Genomic DNA, 24,052 nt, shown 5'->3' with positions numbered 1-24,052 from the left:
CCTGGCTATTTATTTGAAGTATGAAACTGACAGGTTTTAATATGATCATCTATAATACCGATGGCCTGTAGAAAGGAATAAGTGGTAACCGGTCCTACAAACTTAAAGCCTCTCTTCTTAAGTTCTTTACTGATCTGGAGGGATAAAGGAGATTGCGCAGGCATCTGCGCATCTGTCTCCCAACTATTTACAATCGGTTTATGATCGACAAAACGCCATAAGAAATCTGCAAAACTCCCGTATTCGTTTTGAATCTTCAATACTGCCTCCGCGTTGGTGCGAATCGATTGAAGCTTTGAAAAATGCTTGATGACTTGATAATTCTCTTTTATCGCTTCTAAATCTGTACCACTCAATCCAGCGCAGAACCCGATGTCAAAATGATGAAAAGCAGTTTGATAAGCTTTGCGCTTTGCTAAAACAATACTCCAAGACAAACCGGCTTGTGCACCTTCCAAGGTTAACATTTCGAAAATATACCGGTCGTCCCTACTGGGTCTGCACCATTCCTCATCATGATACGCTTGCATGAGTTCACTGCTTTGCGGCCATAGACATCCGCCCATAGTTCGGTTCACCTCTTTCATCTTGTTGAACTTATTTTCCCATTCTTAAAAGGACAACTGGATGCCCTATTAAGAATGGGAATTTCCAGCGGTATAAATCAAGCTTCGTAATAACGGCGAAATGAAAACCAGTGAATCATACGTTGTCGATTAACGAACGCCGTTGTTTAATTTCTTTTATAGAAAGGTACAAGGTATAATTGCCGTAATCCAGAATCGCATTCAAGAAAAGGTTTAACTGCTCTTGGGAAGCCACTTTTATTTTTAGGTGATAGCAGCCTTCTCCCGACACGCGGTGCGCTTCAATCACCTCTTGCCGCTCATCTAAAAAATTGATGAACTGCTCGTGATTGGTTGTTTTCATGTAAATGATGGCAAATGCCGTATACGAAAACCCTAACTTCAAATCGTCGACTATCAAAGAGTAGGCTTGAATGACGCCGTTGTCTTCCAGTTTCTTGATGCGATTCCCTACTGCCTGTCCCGTCATGTGGATTTGTTCGCCTAAGTCTTTCCATTGGATACGGGAATTTTCCGACAGCAAGCGGAGTATCTGAAAATCAATATTGTTTAGTTCCATAGTTGATTCCTTTCATGATGAAATGATATGACGCAAAAACGCTTCATCAGCCTATCGCTAATTATGTGGAAGCTGTATATCATGAACGTGTAGGAAAAATTATAAATGAGGTGGAAAAATGAGTACAGCTTTGATTATTGTCGATATTCAAAAAGACTATTTTCCAAATGGCAAGATGGAATTAAGCAATCCTGAAAGTGCAGCTGCCAATGCAGCGAAAATTCTTGATTGGTTCAGAAAAAATCAGAAAGAAAACATTTTCCATGTTCAGCACGTAGCAAGCGACCCTGCAATGGGCTTCTTTCTTCCTGATACAGAAGGCGCTGAAATACATGAAGCGGTTCATCCTATCGAACACGAAAGCATCATCACTAAACATTTCGCGAACAGCTTTCTACAAACAAATTTGGAAAGCCAATTAAAAGAAAAAGGGATAACCAAACTCGTAGTTGTGGGGATGATGACACATATGTGCATCGATGCAACCGTGCGTGCTGCTGCAGATTTGGGCTATGAAACAACATTGATCGAAGATGCCTGTGCGACTCGCGAGTTGACTTACCGGGACAAAGTCGTGTCCGCAGAACAGGTCCATTATGCGTTTGTCGGTGCACTTCAAGGCATGTACGCTGAAGTAACATCAACCGAGGATTATTTGCAACAGAAAGCGGTAATCCTATAAACAGGTTGAATTCAATATAAATGGAAACTTGTTTTTCTACAAGTTTCCATTTTTCATTTCCCTTATTCTTTTACATCTAAGAGATAGAATGAGGAGAAGTATAATTTTTCTTTGTCCTAAACTTTTCAGGGACAACTAATTATTACTTCGCTTGTTAACTTCGATCGCAATGAACTCGGGCAAATAGTTGGGCGTACATCCTTTTGATACCATTTCATCTTTGTATAGACCTGTTTTCTTCCCGATTCCCATACAGCGTGCACGATATTTTTCATCATAAACGCCGATCCAGCCTGCAGTTAAATTCATAGCCCATTGAACTTCCGGGTCTTCCTGCGCAAGATTCGCTTCTATTTCAGCCAGCAAGTCTGCGGTGTTGTCAGGCGGCGTTTGCCCAGTCCATCTCAATCGGCCCTGGTAATACCAGAAAGCCCGCCTTTGGAGAGCAGAAGGGCTATTCTTCCAGGACTCCATCAAGGCAATGTTTTTCTGATCTTTCATAAGCTGATTAGCCATTAACCAATCCATCAAGTTATTTCGCTCTTCAAAAGTGTGCGTCAGCATATCTTGATCAAGCTGATTTAGAACATCTTGTGAAAGGAGTTTTTTGTCCATGATTAAGATGGCTAATAATCTGGGCAGAAATTCTTCGCTTGCCCAAAGTTCCATAGCGAGTTCGTGGTCTTTTTTAATGCCCTTCGCAATTTTTCGCAAGTCGCCAAGCTTCGTTTTGCTATTGATTTGAAGTAGAATGTCTTCTGCTTTTGAAGAGCGTTTTCTTTCTGTTTCTCTTTTGTTAACCATTATCGACAGCTCCTTTAGTAAAACACTGTTTCAAACTATGTCCTTGACGGAATCTGCAAAGCTCCGGATTGTATTTCAAGCTTTATTGCACTTTAAAGTTTGCCTTTCCCCGTATTGTAGCATATTACGTATATCGTTTTTCTCTTGCGATAATCGAAGAAAAACACCCCTCTATAATGCGAAGGTATCCCCTAAAAGTTAGCGGTGAAAAACGAAGGCGAAACGCGCCGGCAGCGTGGCATAGGACTTCTACTGAGATACAAATAAAGCAGAGAAAAAATTCTCTGCTTTATTTGTATCTCAATTTTTTTTGATAATTGTAAATAGCCATTTGTTGAAGCCAAGCACTAAGAGGAAAAGGCCATTTACAAATGTTACTAACGCCAGGATTGCTCCACCATATCCGGCTCCTTCCCCCGTCCCTCCAGAACTCCAGTCATAAAAATAAAGAAATAACCCTCTCATTGTAAAGTTTACTAAAGGAGCAAGCCCTATCAAAATAAGGCCTGAGACCATCAGACTTAGTTGTTCTTTTTTAGACAAGTTGAAAAAAAGAACATTAAGGGAGATCAAAACTATTAGGAAGCATGCCAAAATTAAATTTGCCATAATGCAACTCCTTATTGGTTATAGTGTAATTCCGATTTAGCTATTGTTATTTAATTTAGACGGGATGGTGGAACATTAAAATTGATAAAAAAGACAAATCATTGCATAAACTCTCTCTATTTTTATGCAACAACAAGAAATTATTTTTTATTAATCTTCTCTAAAAGGACAGGAGCTATATTCAACAAGATCGAGATGATAGTCAAAACCCATAACGCTGTTGCCATGATAGGCACTACATCCAATAAGGCCCCCCAGTCTTCTGCCTGGACCCAAGAAGACACCATACTGTAATCTGCAACAAGCGTCAGCGCTGTAAACGATAGGCCCATTGCCATTGCCAATTTGTAATCTTTACCTGCTGCATACAGATAAAGATTTAAACAAGTGGCTGCTATTGCAATAAGTCCGAATATGAACCACATAATTTAGCCTCCATTCTATTGTTAGTTATGAAAAAGATTTATTAATAGATTAAAAGGTTTAATCAAACCTTTCTTTTGGATCAAATTTATAAAAGTGAAAATTTGTCTCTCCTTTAATAACGCTATAAATTTACACAAGTTTCCAAAGAAAACCTGGATAAAAGGATTCTTCTATAAAAGCGGACTTTAACCAATTAAAAAGACAGGAAATTCACGAAGAATTTCCTGTCTTTTTATAGTCCCTTAATATGTTGTGTTCATTCATTTAATTTTACTGCATTCATGGAGATATCATTGCTGTTCAAATTACTTCTCATGCACTTCAACATATAACGTGCCGATGGCTTTATCATTGAAAACGGCTGTTAGCTTCCACATCCCCTTTTCAGGCAATTCCATCGACGTGGGTATGTGGTGGTCCGCTCCGTTATTCGGGCTAGGGCGCGAATCCATTTCCGGAACCACTACAATTTCCTCAATGCTGTTCTCATGCACGCCCACTACTTTGAACGTACCAGTCAACTCTGCTTGGCTTCCCCAAAAATGCCACATGTACTTTTGTGTCTTATTTTCATAGAAACGAGACGCTTCACTGCCATCGTAAATAAAACCCGTCCTTCCCTCTACACCAATCATGGTATAAGGTCCTGATTCAAACAAAGGGCTTTCCTGCCATTTGGATTTATCGGTTTTTTTCAGCATCAGGTTTTCCTGTTGGCCTTCCCACTCGATTGTTCCTGAGAGTACCTCCTCATCCGCATAAAGGATACAGGTTTTGCACGTTCCAAAATCAACATTGGCGTAACTGCCGTCTTCGTTCAATGTAAGAGAACCTCTAAACGATTCTTGATCCTTTTTATAGAAAAACTGATATGAGGCTTCTTTCGGCTTCGATGCTTCCCCTATATATTCGACGGTTAAAAACGCTGACCGAACGCCTTCATCCAGAACATTTTGGCTATAGGTTACTTTCCAGTTCTCGCTTTCATCCGCGAAATTTTTAACAGGCACTGTCCCTTGTCCTAAAAATGAGGTCTGCAGCTCTTCTCCTGTTTCGTTAAGGGCAGCAACGAGAAAGGACACGACAAACGCTAAAAGAACGGTAAAAATAGCGGCAACTTTTAAAGTCCTGAATCTTCTTCCAATTAACTTTCCCGGTCTGTTCTCTTCATTTATTCTCAATAGGATTTTCTCTTTCAAAGCTTCATTGAAATGGGGGCTTTCTCCGATAAACTTATCCATATCCCGCTTAAATCTGTTCATCTAGCAGCCCCTCCCATTCTCTTGAATCCACCTTGTCCTTCAACAGATCCTTCGCTCTTCTCAACCGCGTTTTTATGGTATTTTCCGAACAACCCAACAAGTGGCTGATTTCCTTTGTGGTGAATTCCTGGTAATAGTAGAGCAGGACAGCTTCCCGGTATTTGATTGGCAATTCCAATACCTTAGCCATTAGAACAGTTTGCGCCGATTGTTGATCAAATGATTCTTCAGGTGTTTGGCTTTGGGAAACCAAATGGCCTATGGACTCTGTTAAAAAGGAGCGTTTGTTTTTCCAACTCCTGAGGTGATCGTGGCATTTGTTGATGGCTATTTTAGAAAGGTAGGTTTTAAGGGAGGAACGTGCTTCAAATTGACTCGATTTCTGGTAATAAGCGAGAAAGACTTCCTGCACGATGTCTTCAGCGACAGCCCAGTCTTTTACATATAAAAAAGCTAAACGGATCAAGTATTCTCCGTACAGATTCATAACTTGCTTCAGTTGTTCTTCATTTAACCTTTTTTCTGCAAAGTCCCTCGACACAGAACGCACCGCCCTTTCCTGAACACCCCATAGACGCAGGATTTCCAAAAATAGTTTCATTATTTAATTGAAAGAAATATTTTGATTAACATTTTTTTGAAAGCTAAAAGAGGAAGAGTGGAATTCGGTGTCCCTCTCTTCCTCCGTTTCAAGACCTGATAGAGTAGTCTTTCGAATGCATCAATCTATTTCGTAAATTCACTTTCCCTTGTAATTCTTCGAATTTAACTACAATGTAACTTTCAGTTTGATCGCTCACCTACTAAATAATTTCTTTTATTTTTGAAGAACTCTATAACAAGAATATTTATGAACGTGTTCATTGGAATGAAAAATAGCAATGTCCCTATACCTAGCGAATCAAACAAGCCCACTGTCTGTTTATGAAAAGTTTGAATATCCAGTTTGTAAAGATAGGCTGAAGCTAGCGAAAGAATAAGTGCATTTACACTAAAGGCCAACAAAATCTTTGTCCATCTGTTTGCTTTTGTTTTTACCATCACATAACTTATTAGAGAAGAGATAAGCAATGAAAATAGGATGATTCCTAAAAATATGGGCTGCAACTTTATCCCTCCAAACTCGTTTTTGTTGAATCATAAACGTTACATAAATCGATTTTTATATTCCCAAATGGTAAAGAAAGAGGTTCTCTTCTTCTAATCTTTCAATCATAGAAAGCAATCTTTCTAGTACTTCAAGAACGTCATTCCTGTTGAAAATTAAACGTTCATATTCACCAACTATATTTTTTCGGGAAGAAACCACAAACTCTCCTGTCAGCTCCAGTTTTTCAGGAGAGTTTGTAAACAAAGTGTGCCAAGCGGCCAAAACATTTTTCATAACAGCTGCCGATGTTTGATCAAAAAGAGTGATGCCGTGATAATTTATTCCTTTTTCTTCTTTTGTCATCGATCTGGCTGGATTCTTACTTGGAATCCAGCTCAACGAATCCATTATGTATTGAATCAAGTCGTCTGGAACAGCGATGAAGTCGATAGTATCAGCGCTTTTTTCTCCACTCATTATCCGTTCAAAATAATTCACTGAAGCAGGTACTAAGCAAAATTCGTGTTCTAAGCTCATCTTTCTGTCCTCTCCTCTAACAAGTTATATTTTTAATGGACTGAATCAGGCTAACCAACAGGTTATGCTGGGACGAATACGCCCAATTCTCTTTAACGCCATCCATTAATATCCACTCGCTGGATTTTCTGAAGCTGCTATTTTCTCTATTAATTCATCAAGGGTTCCGAAACATTTTTCGACTTCTGGCAAATGATAAAATGTGCATGTTGCTTCTGCAATATTGATGGACCCGTCTTCTGAATAGAGAAAAATCTTCTTATTCTGCCCCAATGCAATTCCCAATTCGACGTGAGTACCTTTTCCTCCAGGCAATAAGATCACAACAAAATCCGAATCGCTGACTGCTTGGATTTCATGCTGTCCGATTTCCATTAAGTCTTTTAATGTGATCGTCTGCTTTTCTTTCGCTTGTGCATTCTTCGTCCAATCATAAGTTTGAAGATATCCCTTATCTAACAATTTATTTGTTAGGTAATGAACTGCATCCATGTTTTTAAAGCTGGATGCCACATAAAACTTTTCCATACTTTCCATTCTCCTTCAGCTATAAGGACTGTTATTTCACTTTAACATGCGGAATTCATTAATGGAGTCTTTTTCCAATCAAAAAAGAAGAAGCTCTTTTCTAAACTTCTTCTCTTCAAGTATCGCCAAGATATGTAAACTGATTGGATTTTTTCTAAAGAATTATTATTTGTAATCAGCCGCTATATCTTACTCGATTTTAACTTCCATTTTTCTTTATGTTCTTCACAATTCCTTCTCTTATACCGTTTAAAATAGACTTTTGAATGTGTCATCTTTTTGAGCAAGCTCAATTTCACAACGTTTTCTGTTCAAGTCAATGTAATCAGGCAAAAGAAAGTAAAATAGTGAGGATTAATTTACCTTCAGTTTCACGCTATTTACTTCAAATAAAAAAATTACCGAAACAAGGTCTTTCCCCTACAGCTTCTTAAAATAGATTAGATTGAGTCCTTAGCAAGTACTATATAGTTGTTTTCTTTACTTTTATAAAAGAAGTTGTGAAAACAACAATAGCTAGTATAAAGAAAAAAACACCTAAAAACATAGGTATGTATGTAAATCCATTCATCATGCTTTCAGATGTTGTCCAAAATCCAGCACCCGAAGGTCTCGAAACAATTATAGCAATTGATTCTCCGTTGACGCCTACTATTAAAGCTAAAACCCCTAAACAAAAGAAAACTGCAAATAATTTAAATGAATCTAAAAAACTGTTTTTCACATAAATCTCCCCATTCTTATTTGTCCTTAAGGAATTTGGAATGTCACTCAACTGCCCCTATGTTACATCCAGGTTTAATAAAGAGACGTTCTCTTTTTTCGAACGTGATTTTGAATTAAGTTATTTTAAGCAAGATGATCAATTCTGAACGCAATGTAAACGAGCACCGTTGCCGCAATAGCCTTCCAAATCCCCCCAAAAAAAGAATCCGATGGCTGCACCAAAAGCGATATATGTGACTAACGCTTTTCGCATTCCAGTAAGCTCCTCTATTACTAAATATTAGTATAACTGAAAAAGAGTATGAGGTTACTTTATTTTTCGAATGCCCTTATATATTGGGAAGTTGAATGTAATTTGTTTGCTAATAAGTTACATTCCAAACTGAAAGAAAAACGTTTTTACAGGGTTTATTAAATAGTCTAAATTTCGATAGTAGCCTGCCAGCTGCTGTATGGAGATTTGACAACGATCAACGAATCGCTTTGCCATTTCAGTTCCCCTAAAAACCTGGAGTAGGCATTTGGTTCTCCTATCTCTTCCACCAGAAGTTTGTTTACAATTCGCATCCCTCTTGCATCATAAACTTCACAATACAATTGAAACCCTTCGACGCGATGCACACCTTTTAATAACGCTACTCTTTTCCGGCTAGGACTCTTTTTTGGAGTTTTTCCTGCTAAAAACACGGCTTCGTAATTTTGATTCGGAATTTGATTAAGTGAACGGTCCACTAGTTCCAAAATGACATCCTTTGATAAAGGGGAATATTCCAGTAAAACAGGCACTACATATAAATGAATCAGGCGCTTAAATTCCTTGAATTTCGCTTCAGTGGATTCCAAGCAAAGAAATTCCAGAAAATTATAAGGCACCTTCACTTCAATCTCCATAATTTCTGGCCGTTTGCTTAGAGAATAGGGACGTCGTTCATTTCCTAAACAAAAAATGTTGATCAACTCATGCCCCTCTATGGTCAGTCCCAGTTCTGTAGCCTTCCTAGAAAAAATCAATTCAAAAATATTCATTTCGTGCTTTCGTTTTTTGTCTTCCTGGGTACGATTTTTTCTCCAGTCATTAAAATGAACGTCTAACATGATTTTCTCCTTTCATAATTACTAGGGTTTTAGTCTTTTACGACAAGAAAATCAAATCTCCTTGATGTTTCGATTTCAGGAACTTTGATGTCGCTTTTCCCTATTTTGAATGCAACTTATTTAGCAATGAGTTACATTCAGATCAATGAATTTAATTTATTTTAGGTCTCTTTAAAATATATCTGGGTGGAGATCCATAGACTTGTTCCGCTTCAAAATAGGCTATTTCACCGGAAACACCCGAAATGATGGAAGGAAAACCATAGCCGACAGCATGTTCCAAGGCTTCTCGAAGGGGCAATTCTTTTCCATCTATCTTTCCGCTGTAAGACAGGGAATAGCACGTCTTTTCAGCTCCGTTTTTTATTAGCAGCTCATAAATATCATCTGGATCCGAGTTAGGGGGTGGAATTTCAATCATGTATTTCCCCTTCAACATTCTCTGATATTCATGACAGAGCCGATTCAAAGCATGATCTCTTTTCTTTGGTGTAAACAATTCGTGGAGTACTCTTTCTTGAACATTTTTTTCGAAGAAGGATTTCACAATCAGTTCTTCCATTTCCTTATTCATTTGCTTTCCTCATAGAACCACCCTTGTTCCCTAATTAGATATACAGACATTCTATTTTCTCCCTCTATTTAATTTTCGTAATTACACATTTTCTTTAACTATACTAAGTAAAAGTATGGAAAACTAGGAATTATTGGAAAATAAAACAGTTCGTAAAAGTATACTTAGACGAATAAAAAAGGAAGAGACTTTCTACGAAGCCTCTTCCTTACCATCATCCAGTTACATGGCCATTGGGAACAACTTGCAAAGGAAAAAGTGGTGGATAGATTAAAAAGAGTAAAGAAAACCGGTTAGTGTTAACTTTCGCTTCATTTTTTTGAAAGCTAAACAATCAACCAATACCGTTATTCATTTAAGCTGGAGTTGTTTCAGTATGTGTGGATCTTTAATTGTTTTGTCATTAGCCAGTAACAGAATTTTAGCTAGAATTTCAGCCGTTTTCGGATCTTCATCCAAAAATGGCAGGAACAGTCTGCCTCTGTGCTGGCTATGGACAGGAATAATATAAATTGAACCAGTCGCCAGTTTCTGTACCGATCCGCTGCCTAAATGGACTCCGTACTCTCCCAGTGTACCTTCTACATAAGCAAAATTCTTTTCAATTCTGACATTGTCCGTTTTGGTCAGCCTCAACGATTCACGAATGATTGCTTTTCTCATGTCAATCGTCGTTAAGCTTGCCTGAGGATCGACGCCGCCGACATGCGCGATGCTGACCGCCAGATCCACATCCCGCATGGTTTCCGAGAAAAGAATGGGCGGAATGCTTATCAATTTCAATGGTTTATGTGTTCTGCGGTGGAAGAAAGCCACCTGTTCAAGGGCAGGACTTTCGATATCAGCCGGTGAAAACCAATCAGCCATTGCGTCCACAGTCGCGATGATATTTTCCTGGTGATATACTTTCTGCAGACCTGTTTCGTAATGAACCGTCCAGGAGCGGCCTCTGAACAGTGCGATGGCTTTGGCGGGCTGAAGCTGATGGCCTGCATAGCGCAAAGATCGATACCCGTCCTGTTTTTCATCTTCATTAAGAAGATAAAGTTCACGGAATACTTGTTTGAACGGCTGAACGATCTTTTTATCATACAAGTTCCGCTGGTAAGCCCCCCATACGCCGTATTCTTGGAGATTCACACAATGGGCTATAGTTGCTTCATCAGTCTCATTTATAGTAGATACGTTTCCATCCTCTTGAATAAGTCCAGTTTCAGTAAGAAAACCAAAGCGTTCTTCTATTTGAAATACTAGCTTTTTAACCAGAGGCGCTACGGTCGGATTTTGCAGCATCTGTTGTAATTCGTTTAATCTGAATGGACTTTGCGAAATCATGGATTTTTCCAGTTCAGTACGGTTTCGAATGAATTGTTCTTTTAATTCACTGTTGATCTCTTTCAGTTTTTTCACATACTCATTCTTTTTGAGTTTGGCCGGTAAAGATGCAAGTTCTTTTTCTTCTTTGAAGATTCGAAGGCGGCTTTTTCCGTTCTCATCTATTGCGATATGAATCCGGTATCCTTCCACTTCTGCCGGAATGGTGTATGGCTGAATGGCGTCCGCTTTTCTGGCTTCCAAGGACCAGCGCATTCTCGTCACGTCTCCATAGCCCCCTGTTTCAGCTAAGTTCATCAAAGCAATTTCCACCACTTTTGCTTCGCTGGCGCGTCTTTGCGACCCGAAACTCTTGCTTTCCGTTAAGAACTGCTGGATAAAGCCATAGCGTTCCAAAATAATCTCTTCGGAATTTCCGGTGACCGGCATTAAACTGAATGACAATAAATGCTCTTTGTTTCGTTTTGTCCGTATGCTTTTTTTCAGCTCTTCAGAATCCAAATTCCCCATCGCTGCATCTGCAAACAATTGAGCTCTTCTGTGAAACGCACCTGTCGAAATATATTTCGCACAGTCATATAGTTTATTAAAACGCTCCCTTCCCAGTTCGTCGTAGGCTTCTTTGAACCATCCAATATCAAAAGCGCCGTCATTAAACTGTTCCGGTGATAATTTGGAATAATGAGCTATAACAGTTTCTTTTTCAGCAGAAAGGCTTTCGCCTGTATGTGCATGAAAATACCAAATCGCTTTTTTCAGTCCATCCCATCCAAGAAGCTCAGAAATAAGATCAGTCCATTGAGGGGCGTACATGGCCGCTTCCAGCAGGCGGATATCTGTTACCGGAAACTCTTTGAACAGAAGCGCAAGCCGTTCTGCGGTGTCATCCTTATGCGGATGGCAATTTCTAAGAAGATGGCTTAATACGTCCTTTTTCGCATATTCACTAAAGAATGAGTAAAAATATCCCCTGGCAAATGTTTCACCGTCCAGTGCTTTCAGGATGGAAACAAAGTACTTGATCCCTTCAAAATGATCGATTTCCACTACCAATTTGGAATAGGCTGTCTGAAGGTCGCCTCTTTTCAACTCGGTTTCCAGCAGACGTGCGACCAGTTCTTCTTTTAGCGGCGCGAGCGCTTTGAAGTTGGCAGCTGTACTTGGATGTGTCAGGTTATAAAGGTGATGGCGAAACTCTCCTCCCTTGCGCTCCACCAGTTCTTTGAAGCACTCATTTTTGTCGAGCAACCCCAGCGAATAAGCTCTGTCGATTTCTTCTGTGCCGAATTGGTATTTTCTGAAGTTCTTTGCGGTATAAAGCTGATACTTCATCATAAAATAACGGCTGAATCTTTCATCATCCATTACCTCATCTGAAAGCCATTCCAACCAGGGATGAGCCAAATATTCGTACAATCCTCGCTGCTCTTTGCGCAATTCTTCAGGAATCGCTGTGATAAAGGTGTTTAAAATCCGGCTGGTCACATCAAAGAATACCTGTTTATCCCGGTCTTCAAAAAACGCGGTGAGTATTTCAGCCAGCTGTGGTTTATAACGCATTTTTTCAAGTACGGCATAATAGTCGGCTATGGCTGACAGCGGGTAGAGCGATTCAAACAACTCTTTTCTCCATTTGCTGGAAGGTGTTGAGCTGGTTGCTTCTATTTGACGAAGTTTTAAATAATAGCCATAGGCTTTATGCAGTAAAAAAATCGTTTGCATTTGAAAGAGTTCCGAAGGCGTCACGTTCATTTCCTCAAAAAAGTTAATCCACACCTGCGTTAAAGGAAGGGTGTAGATTCCTTTTTTCTGATTTTCTTCTTCAAACTGATTATCCCGGTTGATTTCCGCTCCGATTAGATAAACTTCGGTCGAACCATACCACTCCAATTCGTAGGACTCATTCCGGTGCTCATGGATCAGTTGGTCCAGTCCGGATAATATCTCTTTGAAACGACTTTGTTGAATCGTGATGAAAGAATGCAGTAGGAGAGGCTCAATTTCCTGCTGATCCCTAAACAGTTGGAATTTTTGATCTGGATCATACAACCCTAAACCTGCCTGAACGGCAGCTTTTTCTTGAATGTTCAACTTATCCAGCAAAATTTGCTCTTTGGCAGTCGGTTGATCGATAGACAGATGCATCCCTTGGAAAAAGGAATAGCGTTCAGATTTTTTGTTTTTTAGAACTGTTAGAATCTCCAGTGCACCAAGTCGCTGCAATTCATTTTTGCATGAAACAAGGCGTTTCAGAGAACCCTTTAACAAGGGTTCATCCAATTTCAGCAATAGCTTTATCACAGCTTGGCGGACCGTTCCCGTTTTTAACTTCAAAAGCGCTTCCACCCGCATCACATCACCGGCATCCAGCGTCATTTGATCAATTTTTTTCAAAGCAAGCTCCCGGTTGTGGCTGCTGCGGTCCGATAAGCTTGATAATATAAAGTCTTTTAAAACAGGATCCTCAAAATTCCGAATGAAATTTTCCAGTATATTGCCCTTCGTATCCATACCTAGAAGCGCTCTGTGCTCAAGCAGTGTCTTAAGCTTTTGCGGGTCATGGTCATACGAAATCAAATACAACATTTTCTTTGCGACCGAATCGCTGGAATAAAGAATTTCAGCACCATTAAACAGGGTGGAAGCAATGACTCGTTCTTTATGCGGGGCGGCTTGAAACATTTCCATTAATAATGCAAATTGACGGTTTCTCTCAGCATCATCTCCGAGCTCCGATATATATTCCACATCATCTCTGCTCTTTTTGCCATTAGCATGTGCTTTATAAATGGCAGCATAATCAAAGGTATCGGGATAGTTAGCGATGATCATCGCTTCTATTTCCATCGTTGATACCCCTAAATTTGCTGCTGTAATAGCATACTTGACAGAAAGGTTTTCGCTTTCCATGAGCAAATGCAACGCCGCAACTTTTTGATAAGCCGCTCCGCTTCTCATGACTTTTTCTACAGCATTTTCCAGGTGCTGTTCATTGTGCACAGCCGTGGCCCATATACTGATATATAATTTATCCGCGTTTTCGCTAGTAAGCCATTCTGTCCTGCATGAATTGTCAGTTAGTGCTTCATGCATATAACGGATGATCTGTTTTAGAACCCTTTTATTCTCTACGTTGAGTTCTATCCCCGTCCATACACTCATGGCTCTCGCTACTGAACTGTACCGAATCAGATCATTTTCAATGATTACTTGCATTAAGTGGATGGTGGCATCAAGACACCCTTCATCCATCGTTTCAACAATGCTCTGCCTTAGCCCTTCTTGCAATTTAGCAGCCATTAATAGCTGTCCGAGCATAGCGTACATTTCGTTATTGTGGCTCATCACCATTCCCTTGATCATTTCTCTGGATACAAGGGCAATATTGTTGTCGCCAAATACAGCTTGTTGAATATTTCCCAACACTTCTTCGTTGCCCTTGTCGATTTCGTAAGCGATTATATCGCTTCCTATACTGTACTCAGTTTGAACCATTTTACCGGCCAGCAAATCAGTGGCATTCAATTTTGAAGAGGCAAATGCATGAAGTTCAAGGCATTTAAATAGAATTGTATCCAAATAAGCTGACTTTTCTACTGTTCGAAATGGTCTTCTATAATAACCGGATGTATAAGCATATTCTGTAGCATGTTGGATAATGTATGCGAAAACATCTGAATAATAAGAAGACAGGAGCTGCTGTGTCAAAAACTTCAGTTTGGTCAGCTTCTCCTCAAAACTTGGAGCATGCTGTTCCAGCTCTCTTTTCAAACGGCGTATATGGAGATTATAATGATAATCCTCCAACACAGCGGCTCTGGCCAGTTTTTTTCCGAGCGCTTTATCAACTTCCGGCAAGCCATCGACCTTTTTAGTGAGTTCTTCTAAATATTGATGATCAACTTTTCGGCTCATCCCGTTTCCCCCTTTGGCTCACCATAGTCTTCCTGCCAGCATAGTCAACCGCATAAAAACCAGAGTGTCGTTTTCGTTAAGTGTAATCGTTTCTTTGTATTCCATTACTTCACTATCATTGATAAACACACGATATAGCCCGTCTCTAAAGGCGGATTCTGCTTCTTGGAATGCCTTTTCTATGTCCATTTCCTGCTTGCCATACGTATACTGAAATCCAACTTTTCCTGTTGCCAGCTGGTTTTCAGTGTCTTTTGCTGTCAAAAAGCTTATTATATTCCCTTGTTCATGAGAAGCAAGAGCGGCTTTCACGTTCTGTATGACGAGTTCTTCCACAAGCTCCTGTAGTGTAGAAATTGTTTCCGGCAAAGTCATAGGCCGCTGATTTAGATATTTTTTTGTAGAACTTGCACTTTTTACAGTAACGAATATTTTCATGCCAGCTCGCCTCCTTGCATTTTTAATTTTGCAGTACACGGATACATCTTTGAAAAATATCCTTTTCAATCTTCATATTGATATTTAAATTCACGTATTAAATAGAATCGAATTAATAACGGAAGTATAAAAAAATTTTATAGACCTGTATACAGAAAATAAATTCAACTAGGTATACGAACTGGTAGTTAACGACAAGAATGCCAAAGTAAAAAACATCTACTGGAACTACGGTGAAGAGACTGCAGATATTAGCTGGCAAGACAACGATACCGTCATCATCAATGGAAATTCATTGGATGTACCTAGAGAAAAATTTGATTTTAGAAATCAGTAAGAAAGCTATTGAAATAAAAGGTTTGAATGTAACTTACTTCACAATAAGTTACATTCAGAACTCAGAAAAATTACTAACTGACATGATTATTTAAATATTTGGTCTATTTTATTTCTGTCGTAACCCAATATCCAGTCGTTGTATTTGTTGTAGATGCCTTTAATAGTTTCAGATGAGCTGGCTACTAGATCACAACCTCTATCATCGTAAACATGAAAGACGGTTTTATTTTTGATGTTGATAAAGAACACATCATGATGGATGCTCGGTTTAATTCCCATGTCGTTATTACATATAGCTTTCAGCAATGGGATGTATTTGATATCGGATGTTTTACATTTGAGAATAAAACGGTGCGTTTTATATTTGCCGTCTTCATCATCTTCTGGATAAACGTATGGAAGAGTCACATGCTTCAACTGCTTTAAAATGGATTTCTCCTGTACGTACCGAGAGAAGATTTGCAGCTTGCGGTTAAACGTTGCACCATCTCCATAATCGTTTACATTTGCTACCATAAAAATTTCATCGTCCTGTGGATGTAAGGATTCAAACAGATTAATCGCTCTGTGGTAGACCCCCTGAAGGTAAGGACTATTTTCTTTATTATTCTCCCGATCATAATTCACTCCTAATTCAAAGCGAATACCGATTTCCCAGTTATAAAACAATGGAACTTTCAATTCTAAGTTGGAGAAATTCTCATTCATAAAATCAGCAAGGTTCATTTCGTACCTCTTTTCTTTTTTATAATTTCATATCCTGCTGAATGTAACTTAACTGCACTTAAGTTACATTCAACTTTCCTATTCTACTAAATTACGGTTTATGAGTATTTAATCAGTTGATGTTCGAAATAAAGATAAGTGGAGAAATAATCAGTCCAGCCAAAAGAATCCAAGTAAGTACCCAGTTATCCCCCCACGAAGTAAGTAAATAAACTAAACAAAAAAATGCAATGATTAGCAGGCTATACTTTTCTAAAAATTTTACATAAGACTTGAACAAATTAACCAACTCCCCGTCAAAATAGTTTTATAAACAGTTTCTATATGTACATGCAAGTCAAATTCTTCTTTTATATATCACACCAAAATAATCCAATATTTCCTGACTTTATTATGATGGTGGATTGGAGTCAAAAAAACGTTCATAAAAGTACATTTCTACGAACAAAAAAGAGAAGAAACTTCAAGTAAAGTTCCTTCTCTGATAAGGAAGCTATGGACTTCACAACTCCGGCGCATAAATCTTGTATAACAGTAATTTGAATAAATGATTTTTTTGGCAAGTTCAATCTCGCTTAGTTTTTTGGTCAACTCAATGTAATTAAAAAGTTGAATATAACGTAATTTAAATTAAGTTACATTCGAATCAAATAGAAAATCTAATACCTTTGTATGTAATTCCTGTTGTCTTTCAATTTCGTTTAGCTGCTCTTTTACTTTTTGAAGGGATCTTAGTAAGGCTTCAGCAGGTACTTTTCCATCCATGGATTCCAGGAGTTGATAAGCCATGGCCTGCACTTCAAAATTCCCCGTTACAAACTGCTGGACGATGGACTCTAAATGCTCCGTACAATCAAAAGGTTCCAAAGCATATAACAAAGTCCCTCTGCTTCTAAGTGTCTTCGGATCGTTAATCAAGTCAATCTGGGGAGAAATCGCTTTTTCATTTCCAATATCCCGCAAAGCAATAGCCAGTGCATTTCTTATACCTAGATTTTCGGTTAAGGTAATGTGCTTTATCAATAGGGGAACTGCCTCGTCATGTTGATCAGAGGAAATTTCAGTTATTAATCTTTCTACTTCTTCCACATCGTTTTTCTCAAGTGCGTTTTCGAGCAGATTGATGTTCATCCTTCTCTCCTCCCTCTCTTTCTAAAAGTGTCTCTAAGCCAATCTGAATGTAACTTAATTCATATTAAGTCACATTCAAAATCTTTTTAAGATGTTTAGTACGGTGCTGACATGCTTATGACAAAAAGAAGGATTGCGATAATAAAATAAAAGAGTGGTTTGTCTCGTTTAGCCACCTTTTTTTCAATGAGCAAATAAAGTATAAATGCTACCCAGATACTACAAAATGCCGCAATATATATTTCCATTGAGTACCTTCCTTCTCCTAAGTATTTGTACATCTGAAAGTAACTTATCTGCACTTAAGTTACTTTCAACTCCTAGCCTTTGTTCCAAAATCTTCATTCGGTTTTTCTGTTGCGAGTTTAAATTTTATCTCTTAGTTATCCGATCGAAACTCATACATTAAATATACCTAGAACTTAAACCAAAAGATAGATAATACTGGAAATAGAACTGCTTATAAAAGCACGTTGATCCAAACGAAAAGAAGGAAAAAGCACTATCTGCTTTTTCCCTTTCGATAAAGTCTTGAGATGTAAACTCTACACCTCCTTATATTCCGCTATTTTCTTTAATTCAATTGCCCGGTTTATGATAAATCGTCTCATATATTTTTCTAAAAATAATTTGTCCGCTATTTTCCCGAAAAGGCCGAGAGGAGAACGATAAACAAATCTGTCTTTCATAATGGTTCCGCTGTCTTTTTTGAGAAATTCATGCGTGTGGGTAAAGGAATGGAATGCCCCTTTCACCATCTCATCTGTAAATCGATAAGGTTTCTCCATTTCGATAATTCTAGCAGTGAGCTTTTGTTTCACACCAAAATGAATAGCTTCCCACGTTACGCAGTCTCCTTCTTCCATTAAACCTGTTGTTACTCCTGCAATCGCTCGTTCTTTTGTCTTAGCAGTAGTTTCGGTATGGATATCAACATTTCTGGCAAGATCGAAACAAATTCTGATTGGAGCATGGATATAAATTTCATGCGTAATAATTGGCATAAGTGAAATTCCTCCCAGCTATCTTCTTCATCTTTAAAGTCTCTCGACTCAAATTTTTCGGATTAAATTTTTAGATCCCGTGATTTTTGATCTATTGTCTATATTGACTACTATATTAGCATTCATTACTACTCAACAAAATAATCTACAATATTTAGTCCCGGCCATAAAATGTTCGTAAAAGTCCAGTTATCCAAACAAAAAAGAGAAAAGCTTATTAGCTTTTCCTCTTCCAATAAGTCATGATATGTAATCTAACTCGAAAAAAAGAGAAAATAAGCTTGAATAGCCCATTCTCTCCCTGCCTATTTATAAAGATTCCGATCAATTTTTGGTATGTAAACTGAAATTCGATTTATACTCATTAAGATTCTGAAGTTTTTATGAGGATAGAATTAATTATTTTATCCTAGATCTTCCACATATTCTAAAAAGGAATCTTGGAGTTCTCCTTCTGTATCTTTCGAATTAAGATATAATTTTGGTTCAATCGAATCATCAGCTTGAGTTACATGTCCATCAATGATTCCCAATACATTAGATATGGTATCAACCATGGTTTGTTCTATTATTTTCATTAAAATGTCTCTATGTTCGTCTGCTAGACTATTGTAAAACTCGATAGCTTTTATCCAATACTCTTCCGTATACGAATCTATTTCTGTGTCTTCAAAATCCTCTCTGTATAAATCCAGATTTTCTTGAACAATTGATTCATAAAGCGATTTGGCAAACTTCTCGTTCATGTTAAGTCCTCATTTCTTTTTCTTCTAAGTGAAAATAGTTAAATAAAATGTGAGATAAAGCTGTTCAACTTCTCTTTATCGAACTACCAATAAGTACTGATATGTATACTTAAACCCATACTTTTTCGTTAATTACCCCCAACGCGTTCGGTCCATAATCTTTGAACACTTAGTAATTCCTGGTCATTAAATTCCATTCTATAAACATCCGGTTTAGAAGTGCTGTGCAAGAAATTTAAATCATATTTGTTATCATAAAAGCCCATCATTAAAGTCATAACAGCCCCATGAGAAGCGATTACAATTTTATTCTCTCTATAAATAGTTAGCAATTCTTTTAAAACTTTTATAGCCCTTCCTTGGCAATCAGCATTTGACTCTCCTCCTTCTAAAGCATAATTTGGATTTGAAAACGATTTTTCCAATAGGGGAAGCAATTCCTTATCAGATATTCGCTGGTCTTCCGCGGAAAATATTCTTTCTTTTAAGCCTTCAAACACTAAAACTTCTTTCCCTATTTGTTGAGCTAATTCTTCAACAGTTAAAATGGAACGTGTGTAGGGACTTGAAGTGACAACATCAATTTCTTCCTTCCTCAGTAGAGCAGTTAACCTTAGAGCATCTATTCTCCCTTTTTCTGTTAATCCTCTTGTTCTTTCATTTCCCTCCTTTGGAGAATCACCGTGTCTTACCATATAAATAAATGTACTCAAAATTAAATCCCTCCATACTTTTATTCTAAATTTCAAGACAATCTACTTTTATCCACTATACTAATCAAAATTTGGAAAATCTAGGAGACATTAAAAATAATGACGTTCGTAAAAGTACACTTTTACGAACGTCTTAAAATTACCTGAAATCCGCCTAAAAACCGTTCGCAAAAGTCTCATACTACTTTACGAACGTTTCACTATCTCTTCATACCTATATGCAAGGAGAGTCAGATAGAGCGAAACTTTTAATGACGTTCACAACTTGTTGGCCTTTAAAATCAAAAACTGCGGCTTTTTCATCAAACGTGCGTAACTCTCTGGCGCCATTTCTTTCATTTTCATAGTGGGCTTTGGTTCAATCACCTTTTCGATGGAAAAGCAGCGAAGCGTGTTATTGAGAATATCGCTGAGCGGCCGGCGGTAAAAGAGGACTTCGTACGTTTCGCCTGCTTTCGTCCAGTGGTCGGTAAGCAATTCGGTGTTGAAGTATTGAGCTTTCGAAAAGAGTTCGATATCGGTCATCGGATGATGGACCGAAAAGAGCAATTGGCCACTTGGCTTTAAAATACGCTTGAACTCTTGAAGTGTTTTGTCCCAGTCTTTTAAATAATGAAGCGTCAATGAACTGATAATCAAGTCAAATGACTGATCTGCAAAGGGCAAGTCGAGTGCCAAATCCAGACAAAAAACCTCTGCCTTTCTCTTTGTCCTCTTCTTGGCCGCCTTGACCATCTCCGGACTGAAATCCACCGCCGTCACTTTCGCTCCAGCAACCAGAAACTGCTCGCTATACCAGCCTGCTGCACATCCTGCATCCAGAACAGTTAATCCACTCATGTCTGGCGGCAATTGAGCCATCATGGCCGGCCGCTCGTATTCGCTATTATATAGGCTTGCCTCGTCTGCCTGGTTGGCATAGTAATCGGCCAATCGATTGTATACTTCAGTCACTTGGTCTTTCAATGGACTCTCTCCTGGCTTTTACAGTTGTATATAACGCTATTCTTTTACTACCATAGCCTTATCTCCTGCTAGATTCAATAAAATTTTCTGAAAACGCTTGTACCCTCTTTTCATTTATATTATGATTAAATCAAATAAATTTGATTAATAGAAAGCAGGGATTTGCATGCCTTCAAGAATTGAACCGATTGCTTCTTCTCCGGACCTCGACCTCTACGCGCAGAAGTTTAAGGCGCTGGCAGATCCAAAACGGTTGGAACTGCTCAACCTGATTTGCCGGAGAGGTTCCGTCTGCGTGTGCGATTTGGTCGACGAAATGGCGATTCCGCAATCGAAACTTTCCTACCACTTGAAGATTTTATTGAATGCGGAGCTTTTGCACAAGGAGAACCGCGGCACGTGGAGTTATTATTCGTTAAACAGCAACGAAATGGACCGGCTGCTGTCCAATGAAATCTGCCGCGTCCTCAGCCCATCTTGTTAAACGGGATGGCTTTTCTTCAAATCAATAAATCAAAATAATTTGATGAAGGGGTGTTCTGCATGAAAATCACACAATTACCGGTCGCAATTATCGGCGGTGGCCCGGTCGGCTTAGCCGCTGCGGCCCAGTTGGTGAGACGCGGCCAATCGTTTGTCCTGTTTGAATCCGGCGCCCAGCTCGGTATGAACTTTTTGGATTACGGCCATGTCCGCCTGTTTTCAACGTGGCAGTACAATATCGATGAAGCGGCAAAAGAACTGCTTGAACAGCACCATACTCCGCTTCCGGATCCACAAGAATTGCCGTATGGCCGGGAGATTGCCGAACAATACCTGCAGCCGCTCGGGAATCTCCCGGACATAAAGCCGTTTATCCATTTGGACAGTCGAGTGGTGCACATCAGCCGGCAAGGGCTCGATAAAGTGAAGTCAATAGGCCGCGAGGAACGGCCGTTTGAACTTTTGGTGCAGCAGGACGATAAAACCCGTGCATTCCAGGCAAGAGCCGTGATCGATGCCACCGGTACTTGGCAGCAACCGAATCCGCTCGCCTCAGGCGGCCTGGAAACTGGAGACAACCCAAAAGTGCACTACAATATCCCCGATATTCTCGGCGCCGACCGCAGCAAATTCGAAAACAAACGCGTGGCCATTGTCGGCAGCGGGCATTCCGCCTTGAATTCGATTCTTGACTTGGCCGAACTCCAAAAGACTGCGCCGAACACAGTCATTTCCTGGATTACACGCCGGACAACCCCTGACAGTGCGCTCGGCGGTGGAAGCAATGACCAGCTGCCGGCTCGCGGAGCACTTGGGAGCCGTGTCGGGAATGTCTTAAAAGAAGGAAAAATGGCGACCCATACTTCTACTTCCATTGTGTCAATGCAAGTAAATGCGGATTTCAGTTTGACGCTGATGGCTCAGCAAAACGGCGATGGAATTGAACTTGGTCCGTTTGATGAAATCATTGCGAATACCGGTTCGAAACCGGATTTCTCTTTCCTGCGTGAAATCCGCTATAGTTTTGATCCCGCGCTTGAAAGCGTGCCGGCTCTCGCGCCGTTGATTGACCCGAACGTCCATAGCTGCGGCACGGTCCGGCCGCACGGAGAACAGGAACTGCGCCAGCCCGAAAAGGATTTTTACATCATCGGTGTGAAAAGCTATGGCCGCGCCCCGACATTCCTGATGGCGACCGGCTATGAACAAGCCCGGTCTGTGGTTGCGCACCTTTGCGGAGACACAGAAGCTGCGAAGCGGGTGGAGTTGAACCTGCCGGAAACCGGCGTCTGTTCGAGCCGTCCGGTTCCCTTTAAGATATTGACTCCAGCCGGGTCAGGGTCGTCCTGCTGCAGTTAATCCAGAACCCAACCGAATGACAGGCTGCCCAGAAACCTTTGGCAGCTTTTAGGTATATCGCTCATGGAAGCGATTTGGAGGCCGAGCGGCGAGGTGCTCCAAAGAAGCAGAAAGGCAGGCTGTCCTGTGCGACAGCCTGCCTTTCTCAATTATCATTCACTTTGTCCGTCCCGATATTCCAGCAAATCACCCGACTGGCAGTCGAGCGCTTTGCAGATGGCTTCCAGTGTAGACAGGCGCACCGCTTTGGCTTTGCCGTTTTTCAAGATGGACAAATTCGCCATCGTAATGCCGACACGCTCTGAGAGTTCCGTAACGCTCATTTTTCTTTTTGCGAGCATCACATCAATATTGATGATCATTGCCATTGCTTTCACCCCGTATCAGACGATTAAATCGTTTTCCGCTTTGATGCGGATGGCATCCTGCAGCAGTTTTTGGAGAACAGCCGCAAAGACGGCAATCACCAGTGAAGCAAAAATCACAAACAGTCCCATCAGGACGCCCGGTGCATCGTCCGCTTTTGTTAATAAGTAAAAAAACGGCAGCTCGAGCACGAACAGTGCGCTGATGATCATCGCACAGTGTTTAATGCGTTTTAGCGACTTTACCGCCAACTCAGAGAACGCCTGGTTGCGGTCAATATAGCCAAGCAGTTTCAGCGTCTGGTACAACGCGATGAAAAATGGAATCATCGCGGCGTACATGCCGATCAGCAGCGGGTACTGCAATTTTTCCAGCTCTGGAGTCGCCCAATAAGGCGAATTTGGATCAAAGCGCGTCAATCCATAAAGGCAGCCGCCCAGAACCGGCAGCCCCAACAACAGAATGACAATTTTTAAAAAGAGCGTCGAACCGTGTTTCATTATAAGCACCTCGCTTCATTCTTGTTGCTTTGATTTTATCAGCTTATTTATCGTTTTGAAATAAAATAATATTGATTTTTACTATAATATTGTTGATAAATAGAAAAAAACGCGTTCAATCCAAATAAAAAACGCTCTTCCACTTGGAAGAACGTTTTGTCAGCAGTTTTATTTGTTGGATGACGAAAAAGATTAGCCCAGTGAAAATATCAGCACCGGCACCACGATGAACAAGGTGATGGTCAGCCAGACGCTTGTTTGCGGATCCATGTGCTTGTCCAAAAACTCAAATCGTCCTTCAAGAGCCCGGTTGGCTACGCGCACCGCCATCCAAATCAACAGGAAAACGGCAAAAGCCAACCAGCGATTGGAATCCAATAAGGGGTCTAGAAAACGGAAATAGACGCCAAAAGCTAACAGCATGACCAACAAGCTGACAAAAGTAGATCTTTTCATCTCTTTTCCCCCTCTTAGCAATAGTTATATCCAGCTCCACCAGCTGCAGATTTCAATACTCCATTTGTTGATTTTGGTTATTTCCACCAGTATACC

At 39.9% G+C, this 24,052-nt stretch carries 27 protein-coding genes; 5 read left to right on the top strand and 22 right to left on the bottom strand.

Features of this window, described 5'->3' with window-relative positions; all coding sequences use genetic code 11:
* Positions 1-5: 5 nt before the first annotated feature.
* Both HU147_RS11075 and HU147_RS11070 read right to left on the bottom strand, forming a co-directional pair.
* A complete protein-coding gene (locus tag HU147_RS11075) occupies positions 6-587 on the bottom strand; it encodes a DNA-3-methyladenine glycosylase I (protein ID WP_224076289.1) in 582 nt (193 codons plus the stop codon).
* Between the two features lie 115 nt (positions 588-702).
* Positions 703-1,146, bottom strand: coding sequence for an Lrp/AsnC family transcriptional regulator (locus HU147_RS11070; protein WP_224076288.1), 444 nt, complete (start codon positions 1,144-1,146; stop codon positions 703-705).
* 118 nt (positions 1,147-1,264) lie between these two features.
* On the opposite strand from HU147_RS11070, the gene HU147_RS11065 reads away from it, so the two are divergent.
* Positions 1,265-1,828: a cysteine hydrolase family protein gene (locus HU147_RS11065; protein ID WP_224076287.1), complete on the top strand. Its 564-nt coding sequence runs from the start codon at positions 1,265-1,267 to the stop codon at positions 1,826-1,828.
* A 135-nt stretch (positions 1,829-1,963) separates the two neighbouring features.
* Here the strand turns inward: HU147_RS11065 and HU147_RS11060 are convergent, their stop codons facing one another.
* From HU147_RS11060 to HU147_RS11030, 7 genes are all read right to left on the bottom strand, one after another.
* On the bottom strand, positions 1,964-2,632 hold the full coding sequence (locus HU147_RS11060; protein ID WP_224076286.1) for a DNA alkylation repair protein: 669 nt from the start codon (positions 2,630-2,632) through the stop codon (positions 1,964-1,966).
* A 300-nt stretch (positions 2,633-2,932) separates the two neighbouring features.
* The gene (locus HU147_RS11055; RefSeq protein ID WP_224076285.1) at positions 2,933-3,241 is read right to left on the bottom strand and encodes an inner-membrane translocator; all 309 of its coding nucleotides are present in this window, start codon (positions 3,239-3,241) and stop codon (positions 2,933-2,935) included.
* A 140-nt stretch (positions 3,242-3,381) separates the two neighbouring features.
* Positions 3,382-3,666 carry a hypothetical protein gene (locus HU147_RS11050; RefSeq protein WP_224076284.1) on the bottom strand — a complete coding sequence of 95 codons (285 nt, stop codon included), beginning with the start codon at positions 3,664-3,666 and terminating at the stop codon, positions 3,382-3,384.
* 306 nt (positions 3,667-3,972) lie between these two features.
* Positions 3,973-4,929 carry a DUF4871 domain-containing protein gene (locus tag HU147_RS11045; protein ID WP_224076283.1) on the bottom strand — a complete coding sequence of 319 codons (957 nt, stop codon included), beginning with the start codon at positions 4,927-4,929 and terminating at the stop codon, positions 3,973-3,975.
* Positions 4,916-5,530 (bottom strand): sigma-70 family RNA polymerase sigma factor, encoded by a 615-nt coding sequence (locus HU147_RS11040; RefSeq protein WP_224076282.1) that lies wholly within the window; start codon positions 5,528-5,530, stop codon positions 4,916-4,918. Before HU147_RS11040 ends, HU147_RS11045 begins: the two co-directional genes overlap by 14 nt.
* A gap of 561 nt (positions 5,531-6,091) precedes the next feature.
* On the bottom strand, positions 6,092-6,556 hold the full coding sequence (locus HU147_RS11035; RefSeq protein ID WP_224076281.1) for a hypothetical protein: 465 nt from the start codon (positions 6,554-6,556) through the stop codon (positions 6,092-6,094).
* Positions 6,557-6,661: 105 nt separating this feature from the next.
* Positions 6,662-7,084, bottom strand: coding sequence for a nucleoside 2-deoxyribosyltransferase (locus HU147_RS11030; protein WP_224076280.1), 423 nt, complete (start codon positions 7,082-7,084; stop codon positions 6,662-6,664).
* A gap of 500 nt (positions 7,085-7,584) precedes the next feature.
* Between HU147_RS11030 and HU147_RS11025 the strand changes: the two genes are divergently transcribed.
* Positions 7,585-7,812 carry a hypothetical protein gene (locus tag HU147_RS11025; RefSeq protein ID WP_224076279.1) on the top strand — a complete coding sequence of 76 codons (228 nt, stop codon included), beginning with the start codon at positions 7,585-7,587 and terminating at the stop codon, positions 7,810-7,812.
* Between the two features lie 418 nt (positions 7,813-8,230).
* On the opposite strand, the gene HU147_RS11020 is transcribed toward HU147_RS11025, so the two are convergent.
* The 4 genes from HU147_RS11020 to HU147_RS11005 all read right to left on the bottom strand — a co-directional run bounded on the left by HU147_RS11020 (position 8,231) and on the right by HU147_RS11005 (position 15,167).
* Positions 8,231-8,905 carry a hypothetical protein gene (locus HU147_RS11020; protein WP_224076278.1) on the bottom strand — a complete coding sequence of 225 codons (675 nt, stop codon included), beginning with the start codon at positions 8,903-8,905 and terminating at the stop codon, positions 8,231-8,233.
* A gap of 151 nt (positions 8,906-9,056) precedes the next feature.
* Positions 9,057-9,479 carry a hypothetical protein gene (locus tag HU147_RS11015; protein ID WP_224076277.1) on the bottom strand — a complete coding sequence of 141 codons (423 nt, stop codon included), beginning with the start codon at positions 9,477-9,479 and terminating at the stop codon, positions 9,057-9,059.
* Between the two features lie 351 nt (positions 9,480-9,830).
* The gene (locus tag HU147_RS11010; protein ID WP_224076276.1) at positions 9,831-14,729 is read right to left on the bottom strand and encodes a DUF4132 domain-containing protein; all 4,899 of its coding nucleotides are present in this window, start codon (positions 14,727-14,729) and stop codon (positions 9,831-9,833) included.
* Positions 14,730-14,747: 18 nt separating this feature from the next.
* Positions 14,748-15,167, bottom strand: a complete 420-nt coding sequence (locus HU147_RS11005; protein WP_224076275.1) for a hypothetical protein — start codon at positions 15,165-15,167, stop codon at positions 14,748-14,750.
* Between the two features lie 181 nt (positions 15,168-15,348).
* On the opposite strand from HU147_RS11005, the gene HU147_RS11000 reads away from it, so the two are divergent.
* Positions 15,349-15,504 carry a DUF5412 family protein gene (locus tag HU147_RS11000; RefSeq protein WP_224076533.1) on the top strand — a complete coding sequence of 52 codons (156 nt, stop codon included), beginning with the start codon at positions 15,349-15,351 and terminating at the stop codon, positions 15,502-15,504.
* 86 nt (positions 15,505-15,590) lie between these two features.
* On the opposite strand, the gene HU147_RS10995 is transcribed toward HU147_RS11000, so the two are convergent.
* From HU147_RS10995 to HU147_RS10970, 6 genes are all read right to left on the bottom strand, one after another.
* The gene (locus HU147_RS10995; protein WP_224076274.1) at positions 15,591-16,232 is read right to left on the bottom strand and encodes a DUF3885 domain-containing protein; all 642 of its coding nucleotides are present in this window, start codon (positions 16,230-16,232) and stop codon (positions 15,591-15,593) included.
* Between the two features lie 630 nt (positions 16,233-16,862).
* Positions 16,863-17,363, bottom strand: a complete 501-nt coding sequence (locus HU147_RS10990; protein WP_224076273.1) for a HEAT repeat domain-containing protein — start codon at positions 17,361-17,363, stop codon at positions 16,863-16,865.
* Positions 17,364-17,908: 545 nt separating this feature from the next.
* Positions 17,909-18,367: an SRPBCC family protein gene (locus HU147_RS10985; protein WP_224076272.1), complete on the bottom strand. Its 459-nt coding sequence runs from the start codon at positions 18,365-18,367 to the stop codon at positions 17,909-17,911.
* Positions 18,368-18,771: 404 nt separating this feature from the next.
* On the bottom strand, positions 18,772-19,113 hold the full coding sequence (locus HU147_RS10980; RefSeq protein ID WP_224076271.1) for a transposase: 342 nt from the start codon (positions 19,111-19,113) through the stop codon (positions 18,772-18,774).
* A 128-nt stretch (positions 19,114-19,241) separates the two neighbouring features.
* Positions 19,242-19,826: a histidine phosphatase family protein gene (locus HU147_RS10975; RefSeq protein ID WP_224076270.1), complete on the bottom strand. Its 585-nt coding sequence runs from the start codon at positions 19,824-19,826 to the stop codon at positions 19,242-19,244.
* 258 nt (positions 19,827-20,084) lie between these two features.
* The gene (locus HU147_RS10970; protein ID WP_224076269.1) at positions 20,085-20,792 is read right to left on the bottom strand and encodes a class I SAM-dependent methyltransferase; all 708 of its coding nucleotides are present in this window, start codon (positions 20,790-20,792) and stop codon (positions 20,085-20,087) included.
* A gap of 166 nt (positions 20,793-20,958) precedes the next feature.
* On the opposite strand from HU147_RS10970, the gene HU147_RS10965 reads away from it, so the two are divergent.
* Positions 20,959-21,276, top strand: a complete 318-nt coding sequence (locus HU147_RS10965; RefSeq protein WP_224076268.1) for an ArsR/SmtB family transcription factor — start codon at positions 20,959-20,961, stop codon at positions 21,274-21,276.
* A gap of 59 nt (positions 21,277-21,335) precedes the next feature.
* A complete protein-coding gene (locus HU147_RS10960; RefSeq protein ID WP_224076267.1) occupies positions 21,336-22,634 on the top strand; it encodes an NAD(P)-binding domain-containing protein in 1,299 nt (432 codons plus the stop codon).
* Positions 22,635-22,786: 152 nt separating this feature from the next.
* On the opposite strand, the gene HU147_RS10955 is transcribed toward HU147_RS10960, so the two are convergent.
* From HU147_RS10955 to HU147_RS10945, 3 genes are all read right to left on the bottom strand, one after another.
* Positions 22,787-23,002, bottom strand: coding sequence for a helix-turn-helix domain-containing protein (locus HU147_RS10955; RefSeq protein ID WP_224076266.1), 216 nt, complete (start codon positions 23,000-23,002; stop codon positions 22,787-22,789).
* Positions 23,003-23,017: 15 nt separating this feature from the next.
* The gene (locus tag HU147_RS10950) at positions 23,018-23,500 is read right to left on the bottom strand and encodes a DUF2975 domain-containing protein (protein WP_224076265.1); all 483 of its coding nucleotides are present in this window, start codon (positions 23,498-23,500) and stop codon (positions 23,018-23,020) included.
* Between the two features lie 192 nt (positions 23,501-23,692).
* Positions 23,693-23,956: a hypothetical protein gene (locus tag HU147_RS10945; RefSeq protein WP_224076264.1), complete on the bottom strand. Its 264-nt coding sequence runs from the start codon at positions 23,954-23,956 to the stop codon at positions 23,693-23,695.
* Between the last annotated feature and the right edge of the window lie 96 nt (positions 23,957-24,052).

Source organism: Planococcus chinensis, assembly GCF_020071995.1.
Lineage (GTDB): Bacteria > Bacillota > Bacilli > Bacillales_A > Planococcaceae > Planococcus > Planococcus chinensis_A.
This window is presented reverse-complemented; position numbering and strand designations above follow the sequence as displayed.